A 14270-nucleotide genomic window follows, 5' to 3' on the forward strand; every position below is an offset into this window, starting at 1 on the left:
AATGCAAAGTACACTTTTCTTCAACGGCACAATCCTGACTATGGATGCGCAGAATTCTTCGCCGGAGGCGGTTCTGACCGAAGGACACAGGATCAAGGACGTTGGAACCGAAGCCGATCTGCGCGCTTGCATGCCTCCGGATACTCAGGAACGCAACCTGCAGGGTCGTACTCTGATGCCTGCGTTTATTGACCCGCACGGGCATTTCCCGGATCCGGGGTTCATTCGGCTGTTCCGAGTTGACCTGTCGTCGCCTCCTTTAGGGGATTGCCGAACCATGGCGCTGGCGTTGGACAGGCTTCGGGAAAAGGCCAACGCAACGCCCGAGGGTGAATGGATCATGGGGGTGTCGATTGACAATACCTCTATTTTCGAAGGTCGCATGCCGACGCGGGCCGAGTTGGACGACGTATCGCAACGTCATCCAATCTGGGTAATCCATGCCTCGGGCCACAATGGTGTGGCCAATTCTCTTGCGCTGGAAAGGCGCGGTGTAACCCGTCACACACCTGACCCAGAGGGCGGCCGCTTTGGCCGTGATCCCGAAACCGGAGCCCTAACGGGATTGATCGAAGGGTTATCGGCCATGGGCGAGATGGGCGATACCGATTTCCTGATCGACCGCGAAAGGTTCTGGCAGGGCTTTGATGCCTGCCGTGACGAATATCTGACCCATGGGGTGACCTATGCCCAAAATGCCTGGACGTCGCAAACTATGCTGGATCACTTCGCCAGTCTGCCCGCCGACCATGATCCGGGAATTGATATCGAGCTGTTACCCGTCGGAAATCTGGAGCCAGAGCTAAGTACCCAATGGATCGGCACGAACTGGCCCGGCAACCCGCATTTCACACTAGGTCCGCGCAAACTGTTCACGGATGGGGCCTTTCAACTGCAGACCGCCTATCTGACTGCCCCGTATTTCAAGCCGTCTGATTCAGAACACCCTTGTGGGATGACTTACACCTCGCAAGAGCAGCTGGATGCTGATGTCAGCAATCTCCATTGTTCGGGTTTGCAGATTCATTGCCACTGCAATGGCGATGCCGGCGCCGAGATGTTCATTGATGCAGTGGACAAAGCGCTTCAGGCGCACCCACGCCAAGATCACCGTCATACTATCATCCATGGTCAGGCCCTGCGGGATGATCAGCTTAAGCGCATGGCCCAGCTTGGTCTTACTGTTAGTTTCTTTCCCGCTCATGTGTATTTCTGGGGGGATCGCCATTACGACTCCTTCCTTGGGCCTGAGCGGTCCGAGCGGATATCCCCGGCCGCATCAGCAGAACGGTTTGGCGTGCGATATACGATCCACAATGATGCATCGGTCACGCCAACACGTCCGATCCACCTGGCCCATTGTGCGGTAAATCGGAAAACCTCTTCAGGCCGTGTACTGGGCGAGGATCAGAAGATCAGCGTTCTGTCAGCTTTGCGTGCCCAGACGATCGATGCCGCTTGGCAGGTCTTCAAAGAGGATCAGCGTGGGTCTATCGAACCGGGTAAAGTAGCTGACTTCGTTATCCTTTCGCGTAACCCACTAATCGCTCCTGAGCATCTGACCGATACACAGGTGCTTGAAACGATCCGCAATGGTCAAACTGTCTTTTCTGTGCCGCATGCTGAACAAGTAATCGAGCGTACGGAATGACGACCCGGCGTATTGTGATCGCAGGGTTTCAGCATGAAACGAACTGCTTTGGTGTGACAAAGGCCGGTCTGCACGAGTTTGAGATGGCGGATTCCTGGCCCGGAATGTTGAGCGGCGAAAAGGTCTTGTTGGAAACCGATGGCATGAACTTACCGATCGCAGGATTTGCTGCGACCGCTAAAGCGGCTGGGTTTGAAGTTGTGCCAATTCTGTGGTGCTCAGCCGAGCCGTCCGCGCACGTCACCGATCACGCCTTTGAGGCGATTTGCGGGATGCTGTTGGACGGCATTCGCGATGCAGGCCCGATTGACGGCGTTTATCTTGATCTCCATGGGGCAATGGTCACCGAAAGCCATGCTGACGGTGAAGGAGAGATTCTGCGCCGCATTCGAGAGCTTGTGGGTTCCACTGTCCCTGTCGTCGCAAGTTTGGATCTACACGCCAACGTCTCGGCTCGGATGGTGGCGCATGCGGACTACCTGTCAGTTTTTCGCACTTACCCTCATTTGGATATGGCAGAGACAGGTGCCAGATGCGTTCCGGTTTTGCAACGATTGCTAACTGGCGGAGCCCTATACAAGGCGTTCCGGACCGTGCCTTACCTCATCCCTCTGCATGCACAATACACTGGTTCTCCTCCTTTCGATGAAATTTATCTAAAGCCGACAAGGTTGGAGCAGCAGGGAATTCTGGCGGAGATCGCTCTTGGATTCACGGCAGCGGATTTCCCCGACACCGGGCCATCGTGCATTGCTTATGCAGCCACTGCCGATAGCGCCGCCGCCGCCGCTGAAGAAATCGTCAACTTGTTTGCGGCCCGGGAAGCAGATCTTGATTGCACGATGTTGTCTTTGGAGGAGGCAGTTTCGACATGCGGTCAAAGTCGGGTAGGGCCAGTCGTTCTGGCAGATGTTCAAGATAATGCTGGGGCAGGCGGGACGTCCGACACCACTGGACTGTTGGCGGCACTGATTGAAGGCGGGGTAAAAGGCGTACTGATGGGTCTGTTCCATGATCCGGAAAGTGCAAATCAGGCCCATGTGGCAGGTGAAGGCGCGCTGGTCAATTTGGCTATCGGCGCAAAGTCTGACCTGGCTGGCAACGTTCCGGTCATAGCAGAGTTTGAAGTCCTTGCTGTGGGTGATGGCACGTGCCGCTATACCGGAGAAATGTATGGCGGCGGCGTTGCGACGCTCGGCAAGACGGCAGCACTAAGATTGGTTGGGTATGAGGCCGAGATTGACCTCGTTGTGACGAGTATTCGCAACCAATGCCTTGATCGTGCGCATTTTACCCATATAGGGCTGAATCCCACAAACTATTCAGTGATTTGCGTAAAAAGCACGACGCATTTCCGAGCAGACTTCGAATCTACTGCAAGCGATGTTTTTTCGATCTCTTCGCCAGGTGCCTTTCTCTGCGATCTCGAGAAAATCCCCTACACTTGTATCACCAGGAGGTTGCCCAGCACTCGCAGTGCGTCTTCTAGCCAACACAAAATGAAAGTCTATTGAATTCTGAACCACCCAATCTCAGTGTGTTGCTACCCTAGTTTTTGAACATAATCGCTTGGCAATGAAAGAATGAATACCAAATCCGCGCCCTCATTTTGTTGCTAATCACTGCCGCATTTCCGAGGGTTCAAATCTGGCGCTTGATTGCGGGGGTACTGTGTAACAGAGAGTGGTGTCCCAAGCGGCACTTTTTACAAGTGTGCGGGTATTCACGGGCTCTCGGGACACTTCCTGTAAATTCCCTGATTGGGGGTGGAGGAAGTTTTGATGACGAACGTAGAACGGGACATCCAACGTAATCTGTGAGTGCTTCGACATGCCGAGAAGATCGGCAAGGTGTCACATACTTGTCATATTTGTGCGCTAGTCAAAAATTGAAAAAGAGAAAACATAGGAGGCTCCGATGACCTCTCTCAATACTCAGCTATGGGAGCTGATTAAGACGCATAAAATGCCTGATGATGCTGCAGGCTCGCCGTTCATTGAACAACTAATGGCCGAAAACCGCATCTCTCGCGATACCGCCAATGTGGCTATCGCCGAATATCAAAAGTTCATGTATCTTTGTGCCACGCGACCAGAGCGTAACGTTCCCTCAAGCGCGGTCGATTTGGTTTGGCATTTGCACATGCAACACAGCCGCGACTATTGGGATGTCTTTTGCAAGAAGCTGGGCAAACCAGTACACCACAACCCCGGCGGTCAAGGGCTCCAACATCTGGAAGACTATAAAGCCACAGTCAAAGCCTATTCGGACCTGTTTGGAACACCCCCAAAAGGGATTTGGAAGCGGAAAGACAGAGTTGGTACTTTCACAATGCTGATCTTCTTGCTGGTGTTCATTTGCATCGGCGCCAGCTCCATTGTTCAAAGTGGCGATCTTTTGTTTGGAGTGCTTTGGCTAAGCGTACCGCTTGTCTGTTTTGTTATCACCCTCAATAGCCTGACCTCCAGAAGTGAGCTGACGCTGATTTTTGAAAGTGATGACCCTTTTGCCGACAAAGATGCAGGTGACTGTGCTTCCGGCGACGGTGGTGGCTGCGGCGATTGAGCCGTCAGTCGCTCATTCCGGCTACGGTTGCTCTGGGCCGTATTACGGTCGTAGAATGGAAATTTCGTCCTTGATCGGATTGACCCAAAATCGCGACCCCATACCTCCGCTGCCATGCAGCCGCCGCCTATTGCGGCATATCAACGTCAAAACTCGCTAAACTTAGAGTGCAAAGCAATCGGTCGGGCGGGCCTCGTTTCATTAAAATAGCGGGCTGTATCGTCTACAAAACAACCGATCTTGACGACTGGCTAAACGCTCATGCGGTAGGTGCATCATGAGCGACTCAGAAAACTGTGACGGCCCGAAAAACCCCAAGGTAATTTCGAAAAAATTCTAGCCGTGCAAAACCGCTAAAAAATGCAAAGCAAGTCAAGCGCCAAGGATGTCTTCGCCCAAGCCGAGCAGGTTCGTGCGGAACGCGCTAAGTCCGGCGACAGACCCTCCATCATCCGGCAACCGTCGCCAATACCGGTTCTCACCAAGACAAAGGTGTGGTTCCGCGTTCACCATGACGGCGTCTTCCCGGGTATCCCGGTTTTCATAGACCCTACCAGCGAGGATATGGAACGGATGCCGTACTACCTGACACTCGATATTGCGGACGAGTTGGAAGGTTCAGGCGGCCTGCAATTCATGACTGGCTATCTAATCTGTACCGCTAACATGAAGCTCCAACTCCTGCTGGTTAAAGAGGCGGACATCGACGGAAACATGCACTCGGCTACAGAAGCCAAGCATGAAGCCTGTGTTGACGGCCAAGGCCAATGGGTCCGTATGACTTGGGGCCGCGATGCGGGCCAGTACGACGTGCATATTGCAGAGTTTCAACGCAAGAAACCACGCTGGCCGGAAGATGTGGAACGCGTATCAATCATGTGGTTGGCGTTCCGAAAGGCCCTGATTGTCGACATTGACCACCCGGTTCTGAAAGCCTGGCGCTGGGAGAAGTGAAGACGGTGTACCTACCCCTACGCCCGATCTCGGTCGACTTCGAGTTCATCCCGATGGATGACGGCACCATGCGTGTGATCTGTCTTGTGGCAAAGGACCTGTGGACCGGGGAAGTCACGAGTCGGTTCGGAGACGAACTGGGCCAAAAGGCCCCGTTCCCGACCGGTCCAAACAGCCTAGTGGTGGCCTACTTCGCTGCCGCCGAGATCGAGGCGTTCTGGGCATTGGGGTGGGACCTGCCCGTCAACGTCATCGACCTGTATGCCGAGCACATGCGCCTTACGAACGGCCTGCCAACCACTGAGATGCATGGTGTCCCCAGTGGCACCCGGGGCAGCCTGCTCGCCGCTTTGCGATGCCACGGACTCCCTGCGCGCGAACACGAGAGCAAGCGCCGGGCAATACGCAAAATCCTCGCTGGGCCGCCGTTCGATGCTGCGACGCGTAAGGAAATTCTCGACTACTGCCAGGAATCCGAAAGAGATACGAGATATTGTTCGGGAATTGACGATGAGGGGTTACACGTCAGACCAACCCGAAAATACCAACGACTGTTTGAACCAAGAAAAGCAAGTGGCGGAGCCAAGCTGATGCTCCGCCGTGCATGCTCACCAGTAGTAGTGATGGGGTTTGCGGCTATCCGGCCAAGCAATGTCATTAGGATCAGCGCCTTTCAGGATGCCAAGCGCAAGGGCCTTGGATTTGAGTCTTGTTGGACGTGTGTGAAAGATGATGTCGTGGCCGCGCGGCCAATTGCCGAGCCACCGGACATCATCCAGGTCTTTTCCGAGACGACGGCTCAGACCCAAGAGCGAGTACCCGTTCCCAGGCACGGTGCGGGGACGTTTGCGTTTGTAGTGGGCCATGTCTTTGGCCTTTCATGCAGTTTCAGAACTACATGGCACCCTCCATCGTTTGGTTTGCTGGTCTTGGGCTGGGCTCTGCTTTGACACTGAACACGCAGCCGGACTGGATATCGGATTGGGTCTTCAAAATCATTCGAAGGGAATAGGACGGCTTTGCAAAAGAATTTGTGCATCGGCTCTGGCAACCGGAGAGGCCCTTTCGCTACGGGTGCAATCTGATCGATCAGGCTGTCCAATAGCTGACCTTCGGTTTTTGCCTTCAGCGCTTACGTCGAGAGATAAAGGAAAAATCCCCGAGCCTTTAACCATCTATTCGGTTCTTCGTGCGAGTTCCAGAAATAGGCTAACAAGCACGCTGAAACAGTTACGGATTTCGCGACACATGTGGGAACAGGGAGCGAGTGTAAATAACGCGCCTAAGATGATTGCCTAAAGCCGCGTGTACGAATGCGGATGGTGAATAACCCTGGTCCAGATTTCCGAGCCGGAGCGACCATTGCGTGCCACTGGAATGCTCGCCGGCGCGGACTGGGTTTCGTCAACTCACCGAAGCGTCGAGATGGTGGCGTGAACGTCGGAACACAGTACGTTTAACGTTTCAAACAAGTCACCTGAGAGGTCGTTCGACTTTTTTTGTTGCCGAAACCGGTTTCGAAGCGAACAAGTAGTAGGATGACAACGAATCCCAATCTGCAAAATCGCCAATCTCAGTCTAGGAACCCCTCACCGCCACGGCGGGTGAAACTCGACGAATTGGCGGATCATCTCGGGCTTTCAAAGAGCACGGTATCGCGCGCATTGAACGGGTATTCAGACATCTCAGAAGTCACGCGAAAGAGAGTTGAGGTCACGGCAAGAAAGATGGGCTATCGCCCGCTCAGTCACGCGCAGGCTATTCGAACAGGAAAAGTTCGCGCTATTGCGATGGTCATCAACAGCGAAGAACCGGACCAGCACAACCCGTTTCTTCAGGATTTTCTGGCAGGCGCTTGCGAAGCAGCCAGTGCGTCGGACTGGACAATGACAATTTCCACGGCAAAGTCCGGGAAAGATATGCTCAATGTGTTGGGACGTCTTGTCGAAGAACGCAAGGCAGATGGATTCATTTTGCCCCGGACCGAAGTGGACGACGCGCGGGTAAAGTACCTCAAAGAATTGCAGGTCCCATTTATCCTATACGGGCGGACAGAATACGGCCAATCGAATCCTATGGATGATATGTCTTGGTTTGACATATCGGGTGAAACGGCAATCCGGAATGCGGTCGTTCGCTTGGTCAATTTTGGTCATACTCGTATCGGGTATGTTGGCAGTGATCCGAAGTTCAACTACAGCCACCTGCGCCGCGACGGGTATCTCGAAGGTCAAAAAGTTGCGGGTTTGCGGGATGATCCCGAATTGATCCGGGAAGGTGCCCGGACACGCGAAGAAGGGGCGATCGAAGCGCGGGCGCTGTTAAATTTGGAACACCCGCCAACCGCGATCGTGTTTGCGACCGACTTAGCTGCTTTAGGGTGTTATCCAGTTTGCGCTGAGCTTGGTCTTGAAATCGGAAAAGACGTTTCAATCCTTGGATATGACGGCATTCCCGAATGCCAATACGTCAATCCAGGACTGACGACCTTTAGTGTGGACTCGCAGCGTGCTGGTGAGCGTCTTGCTACATTACTCATACGCCAGACCAGAGGTGAAGAACCAAAAAATCTACGCGAAATCAGAGAAGCAGTTCTTATTGAACGGAAATCTGACGGGCCACCAAGGCTGACGCCTGAAGAGCTGGCGCGAAAAATACGAAATTCCAATGATCATAACCGGGGAGGAGACCGACTATGAAACATTCACCAAATGCATCTCGATTGCTGCTTGGAACATCACTCGCGATTGTCTTGACGGCGGTATCTGCGCAAGCAGATACAATTCGCTTTTGGACGACCGAGGAACAGCCTGAACGCTTGGCGAAGCAGCAGGAAATGGCGGATCAATTTAAAGCCGAAACTGGCACCACAGTTGAGGTCATCCCGGTAACCGAAACAGACCTGGGCACTCGTGCTACTGCCGCCTTCGCGGCCGGAGATTTGCCGGACGTGGTCTACCATCCGCTGCAATACGCCTTGCCTTGGGCAGAAGCGGGTATTCTGGACACCGAAGCCGCAACCGAAGTGATCGAAGAGCTGGGGGCCGATACCTTCGCGCCCGGTGCGCTGACTATGGCAGCCTTCAACGATGAAACCGCATCCGTGCCAGTCGATGGTTGGACACAGATGGTCGTCTATCGCAAGGATCTGTTCGACGAAGCCGGACTGGATGCCCCGAGTTCATTCGCCAACGTTTTGGCTGCTTTGGAGAAACTGCACAACCCGCCAGAGATGTACGGATTTGTTGCCGCGACCAAGGTTGATGAGAATTTCATGAGCCAGGTTCTGGAACATGTGTTCCTTGCCAACGGCGTTAGCCCTGTAGGCCCGGACGGCTTCCAAGCATTGGACGAAGCCAAAACCACCGAGGTCCTGGACTTCTATAAGGCGATCTCGAAAGCGTCGCCCCCCGGTGAGCTGTATTGGAAGCAGTCCCGCGAGCTGTACTTCGATGGCAAGGCCGCAATGATCATCTGGTCGCCGTTCATTTTGGACGAACTGGCCGGTCTGCGTGACAGCGCCCCGCCGACCATTTCCGACGACCCGACGTCGAGCGAGCTGGCAACCAAAACGGGGATCGTCACCAATTTCTCCGGTCCATCCAATCCAGACGGTGCAGCCTGGGGTGACGTGCGGTATTTCGGGATCACCAGTGATGCCGATACCGACGCTGCGATGGACTTTGTGAAGTTCGCGATGGATGACGGTTATACGCAAACTCTGGCCATCGCACCCGAAGGCAAGTTTCCGGTACGTCGCGGAAATGCTGACAATCCAACAGCTTTTGCCGACGCTTGGGCGGAACTGCCGGTAGGTGTGGATCGCAAAGCACCTTTGGGTGAACTGTACGATCAGGCCATGATTGATGAGATCGTCGGAGGTTTGGATGTCGCGCAGCGCTGGGGTGTAACCGACGGGCAGCTCTCTTTGGCGTCGAAGATGATCAACTCTCAGGCCATCAACCGTGTCGTTCGTCAATATATCGACGATGAGATTGACGCTGCTGCCGCAGTCGCAGCCATGAACGAAGAGCTTGCCAAGGTTCAGTAAAACTCTGTTTCAACCGGCAACTGCAGCGGCATTTTCGCCGCTGCACCCAACCCTCTGAGGTCTCTTATGTCTTCGGCCACCCCACCGACCGGAACCGGGGCTCTTGCCAAGCGCGAAGCGCGCCTGGCCTGGGCATTGCTGGCTCCGACCGTGATAAGCGTGTCTCTTGTTGTGATCCTGCCGCTGCTGGCGATCATCTGGATCAGCTTCAAGCCTTTTACCCTGTCCGACCTGCGCCCACCTGCGCCGGTTGTCCGAGAAAGCTTGCGTGGATCGGGCGATGATCTGCGGATCGAGTATCGCCTGCGCAATTCCAGTCAGGAGATTGCTATTGGCGGCGTCACTCTGAGTGATGTGCTGCCTGAGGGCATGACACCCACTGATGAAATCGCGGAACCGTGTGTGCTGGACGGGCAAGACCTGTTCTGCGATTTTGGTATCTTGGATGGCGGCCAACGCGAGAGAATTCGTATTCCGGTAACCGTTGACGGCGACCCTGACACGTTCGAAGAGTTGGTCGAAGGGTCGGAACCTGGTGTCACAGGCAGCGGCCCCAATGTGCTGACAAACCTCGAATTCAGCCTGGAAAACTACGCCCGTGTCTTCGATGGGGCAGAGTTCTGGGGCGTGCTCTGGGTGACGCTGTTCTACACCGTCTTCGGAACCATCGGGGCATTGGTCATGGGGTTGTTCGCGGCCCTGCTGCTTAACAAAAGTTTCCGCGGCCAAGGGTTCATACGCGGTCTCTACCTGTTCCCGTATGTCGCCCCGGTGATCGCAGTGGCGTTCACTTGGGTTACATTGTTTGATCCGTTCTCAGGCTCAGCCAATGCACTGCTGGTTCAAATGGGGCTGAGCAGTGAGCCGATCAACTTTTTCGGCGAACGCCCCTTGGCGCTGATCATGGTGACAGTGTTCGAAATCTGGCGCTACTTCCCACTGTCTTTCCTGTTCATTCTGGCGCGAATGCAATCCATCGACAGCAGCATGTACGAGGCGGCGGATATGGACGGGGCCTCGCCGTTCCAGAAGTTCTGGATGCTGAGCATCCCACAACTGTTGGGCATTCTGTCAGTGCTGTTCCTTCTGCGCTTCATTTGGACGTTCAACAAATTCGACGACATCTTCTTGCTGACCGGCGGCAATGCGGGCACCCGCACGCTGACTGTGAATGTTTATGAACAAGCCTTTGCGATCTCGAACATCGGGGCGGGGGCGGCGGTGGCCGTGGTGATCCTGATGTGCCTGATTGCCTTCAGCTTTGTCTTCTTCCGCTTCATCAGCCGAGAGGAGGGTCTGTGATGCGAAAAGGGTATGTTACCGGCCCGGTTCTGGGCGCGCTCTGGATGGTGGTGATCGCAACCACCGCCGCCATCACCATGTCGTTCTCAACAGGCGACGCATTCCGGCCGCAGGTCTTGCTGAGCCTGATATGGGGCGCGTTAGCGGGTCTCGTCTATGTCCGGTTCCCGCTACAGCGCGCGCCCGCGCGTCTGGGCATCTCAGCACTATTGGGCCTGTCCAGCCTCACCGGATTTGGCCCGGTTCTGATTGGCTCTGACACATCAACGCAGGCCGTGCTGGTGACTGTGATCGGTATTGCCGTCGTGATGCATCTGTCGATGGCGGCGATTTTGAAGGAAACACCGATCGGTGAGCTCACCCGCCATGAATACGAGGACGCGGTGATCCGGTTCTGCACCGGTTTCGGCTATATCTTTTTCACGGCGATCGTGATCATCCCCTTCTACGTGATGGTGATGACCAGCCTGAAATCCCAGCAAGCATTGTTGCAGAACCCGCTGGATTTCTCGGTGGACCTAACCCAGGGAACCGCCCTGTTCCGCAGCTACACTGAATTGTTCCGCGACTTCAATTTCGGCACCTATCTTTGGACGTCTTTCTATGTTTCGGTGCTGACCGTGTTCATCACGCTACTGTTCAGCGTACCCGGTGCCTACGCCGTGGCTCGTTTCCGGTTTCAGGGGCAAAAGGCGTTCTCTCGCTCGATCCTGCTTATCTACATGGTGCCGATGATCGTTCTGGCGCTTCCGATCTATATTGCATTCTCGCTGACTGGTCTGCGGAATTCGATCCTAGGCATCGTTATGATCTACCCGGTCACGACAATCCCCGTCGCGCTTTACATGCTGCAAGGTTACTTCCGCGGCCTGCCGATCGAGGTGGAAGAGGCAGGCCTGATGGACGGCCTGTCCCGTCTGGCAGTGATCTGGAAGATCACCCTGCCGCTGAGCTTGCCAGCGCTGGCGTCGGTCTCGCTCTATGTCTTCATGATTGCCTGGAACGAGTTCCTGCTGGCCTTCATGCTTCTGGACGACCCGTCGAAATTCACCCTGACCCGAGGGGTCACGATGCTGAACTCCTCAGAAATTCCCCGTCAGCACCTGATGGCCGGTGCGGTGATCGCCACCGTTCCGATCATGGCGCTGTTCCTGGGGCTTGAACGTTTCATGACCAAAGGCCTCACAGCGGGGTCTGTCAAAGGATGACCGAGATGAACCAACACACAAACCCAGACCGCGAGGCGCGCAATATCCTGATCGCCAATGATCGCGGCGGTTACACGATCCCAACCGAAGGGCTGTACCCATACCAATGGAACTGGGACAGCGCGATTACTGCGCTTGGATTTGCCCAGTTCGACCTTGACCGCGCCTGGGCTGAGATCGAGACGCTGTTTGCCGGACAATGGGACAACGGCATGGTGCCGCACATCCTGTTCCACCAGCAAGACGAGGGGTATTTTCCCGGCCCGGATGTCTGGGGCTGCAACGGTCCAATCCCCTCCTCGGGCATTATCCAACCACCCATTGCGGCCACGATGGCGCGCAAAATCTGGGAACAGGATACTTCGTTTGGAGACGCGCGGATGAAGGCGCTATTCCCCAAGATGCTAGCTTGGCACCACTGGATCATGAAATGGCGATTGGATGAATTCGGGGCTGTTTGCACAACACACCCTTGGGAAGCGGGTCGCGACAACGCGCCTGACTGGGACAACTCTATGGCGCGCATGGATGCGTCAGATGTGGGAGAATATCAACGCCGCGATACCAGCCATGTAAACAGCGAGGACCGCCCGACAAAATTCGACTATGACCGATACATCAAGCTGGTACAGATCGGTCGAAATGCTGGGTGGGATCAGCAGGAACTGCTGTCGCTGAACCCGTTCCGGGTGGCCGATCCGACGATGACATTCACCACATTACGGGCCGCGCGGGACTTGTTGGTGATCAGTGAGCAGCTTGATCTGGCAGCTGAAGGCTTAAGCGCGGATATCGAAATACTGGAAGTTGGTGCTCGCTCACTTTGGAACGAAGAGCTGGGCAGCTTTGACGCGCGCGACGCACATACCGGCGAGATGGCAGGCAGCGTATCGAATGCGTCTTACTTGTGCTGGTATGCCGGTATTGAATCAGGCAAGATGCTGAAACGGTTGAAAACCACGCTGGAAACCGTGCCCTATCCGGTTCCAAGCTATGATCCAGAAATGCCGAAATTCGACTCGCGCCGCTATTGGCGCGGGCCCACTTGGGCCTTCATGAACATGATGATTGGCTTCGGGTTGCAGGATCTGGGTCACACCGAGCAAGCAGATCAGTTGCGCAAAAAAACCGGAGATCTGATCTCGGGCTTCGGTTTCGCAGAATACTTCGATCCAATAACCGGGAGCCCGGCTGGCGGTAAGGCGTTCTCTTGGACGGCAGCGGTTTGGCTTCACTGGGCAGGGAGGGCCTGATGGGTAGCATCGAACTAAAATCAGTCGAAAAATGGTTCGGCTCGGCCCAGGTCATCAAAGGCGTGGACCTCAAGATCAAGGAGGGCGAGTTCATCGTCTTCGTCGGCCCATCGGGCTGCGGTAAATCCACTTTGTTGCGCATGATCGGCGGGCTCGAGGATATCTCGCGCGGGTCGCTGCAGATCAATGACAGCGATGTCACGGATCACCCGCCCTCAAAGCGCGGCCTGACGATGGTGTTCCAATCCTACGCGCTGTATCCACATCTGACAGTCGCCGAGAACATGGGGTTCTCTTTGAAGGTTGCCGGTGTTCCCAAGGCGGAAATCACCGAACAGGTCAACCGCGCAGCAGAGGTTCTCAAGCTTGGACCGTTCCTGGAACGCAGACCAAAAGACCTTTCTGGTGGTCAGCGGCAACGGGTGGCTATCGGCCGATCCATCGTCCGCGATCCCACCGCTTTCCTGTTTGACGAGCCGCTTTCCAACCTTGACGCCGCCCTGCGAGTCGAGATGAGGTATGAGATCGCCAAGCTGCACCAAAGCCTCAAGCGCACGATGATCTACGTGACGCACGACCAGGTCGAAGCGATGACATTGGCCGACCGCATCGTGGTTTTAGAATACGGCAAGATCGCTCAGGTCGGTACGCCGCGAGAACTCTATGAACGCCCTGCGAACCTGTTCGTGGCCCAGTTTATCGGAAGTCCAAAGATGAATATCCTGCCCTGCACGACCGACGGTGACAGTTTCCAACTTGAGCACGGCCGCAGTGGCCCGTTTTCACGATCTGCAGCCGCCACAAAGCTTGGCATCCGCCCCGAACACATTCAGGTGGGTGCTGCGGGCGAAGGTCAAACTGACGGCGTCATCGAGGTGATCGAATACCTGGGTGCAGATACTTTCCTGATTGTGGATTGTGGAGGCGAAGACAAGGCCACAGTCCGTCTGAACGGCGATACGGACCTTACACCGGGCACCCAGATTGGTCTGCACTTCCCAACCGACAATCTGCATTTTTTTGATAAAGACGGGCAGGCTCTGGGGCTTGGATAGCTGAACGCACCGGTACCTATTACACATTCTTGGCCTTTGACGCTCGAGAACACAGGGAGTGCATAGCCGAACCAGAAGAACTGAAGCCGAAGCCACCCCTTTCAAAGCGGGTTGCTGTTGTCAGCCCAAATCGAGGGACCTACTCGGATGACGGTGTTGCGGGTTCTTCGAAGATCCGAGCGAGGCCGCGTCAGAAGAAGAGGCCGAAAAGCTGAGCCAAGACCCTGATTG

Annotated in this window: 11 protein-coding genes; all 11 read left to right on the forward strand. The window is 55.2% G+C overall.

The features are described 5' to 3' along the window. Position 1: 1 nt before the first annotated feature. The 11 genes from AC2FI8_RS14545 (at position 2) to AC2FI8_RS14595 (ending at position 14039) form a co-directional block, all read left to right on the forward strand. Positions 2-1651 (forward strand): amidohydrolase, encoded by a 1650-nt coding sequence (locus AC2FI8_RS14545; RefSeq protein WP_496779783.1) that lies wholly within the window; start codon positions 2-4, stop codon positions 1649-1651. Next, positions 1648-3165, forward strand: coding sequence for a M81 family metallopeptidase (locus tag AC2FI8_RS14550; RefSeq protein WP_496779785.1), 1518 nt, complete (start codon positions 1648-1650; stop codon positions 3163-3165). Before AC2FI8_RS14545 ends, AC2FI8_RS14550 begins: the two co-directional genes overlap by 4 nt. Positions 3166-3568: 403 nt before the next feature. Continuing rightward, a complete protein-coding gene (locus tag AC2FI8_RS14555) occupies positions 3569-4216 on the forward strand; it encodes a glycine-rich domain-containing protein (protein ID WP_496779787.1) in 648 nt (215 codons plus the stop codon). A gap of 360 nt (positions 4217-4576) precedes the next feature. Then, positions 4577-5170 (forward strand): hypothetical protein, encoded by a 594-nt coding sequence (locus AC2FI8_RS14560; RefSeq protein ID WP_496769375.1) that lies wholly within the window; start codon positions 4577-4579, stop codon positions 5168-5170. A 5-nt stretch (positions 5171-5175) separates the two neighbouring features. After that, positions 5176-6120, forward strand: a complete 945-nt coding sequence (locus AC2FI8_RS14565) for a hypothetical protein (RefSeq protein WP_496779789.1) — start codon at positions 5176-5178, stop codon at positions 6118-6120. Between the two features lie 654 nt (positions 6121-6774). Further along, positions 6775-7869 (forward strand): LacI family DNA-binding transcriptional regulator, encoded by a 1095-nt coding sequence (locus AC2FI8_RS14570; protein ID WP_496779791.1) that lies wholly within the window; start codon positions 6775-6777, stop codon positions 7867-7869. Continuing rightward, on the forward strand, positions 7866-9221 hold the full coding sequence (locus AC2FI8_RS14575) for an ABC transporter substrate-binding protein (protein WP_496741222.1): 1356 nt from the start codon (positions 7866-7868) through the stop codon (positions 9219-9221). The genes AC2FI8_RS14570 and AC2FI8_RS14575 overlap by 4 nt, the downstream gene beginning before the upstream one ends. 66 nt (positions 9222-9287) lie before the next feature. Continuing rightward, a complete protein-coding gene (locus AC2FI8_RS14580) occupies positions 9288-10523 on the forward strand; it encodes a carbohydrate ABC transporter permease (protein ID WP_496779793.1) in 1236 nt (411 codons plus the stop codon). Next, complete coding sequence (locus tag AC2FI8_RS14585; RefSeq protein WP_496741225.1) at positions 10523-11731, forward strand: carbohydrate ABC transporter permease; 1209 nt, start codon at positions 10523-10525, stop codon at positions 11729-11731. Before AC2FI8_RS14580 ends, AC2FI8_RS14585 begins: the two co-directional genes overlap by 1 nt. A gap of 5 nt (positions 11732-11736) precedes the next feature. Further along, the gene (locus AC2FI8_RS14590) at positions 11737-12984 is read left to right on the forward strand and encodes an MGH1-like glycoside hydrolase domain-containing protein (RefSeq protein WP_496741227.1); all 1248 of its coding nucleotides are present in this window, start codon (positions 11737-11739) and stop codon (positions 12982-12984) included. After that, positions 12984-14039, forward strand: coding sequence for an ABC transporter ATP-binding protein (locus AC2FI8_RS14595; RefSeq protein WP_496779796.1), 1056 nt, complete (start codon positions 12984-12986; stop codon positions 14037-14039). The genes AC2FI8_RS14590 and AC2FI8_RS14595 overlap by 1 nt, the downstream gene beginning before the upstream one ends. Positions 14040-14270 lie beyond the last annotated feature (231 nt).

This window comes from Ruegeria sp. CDSB029 (genome assembly GCF_059611125.1).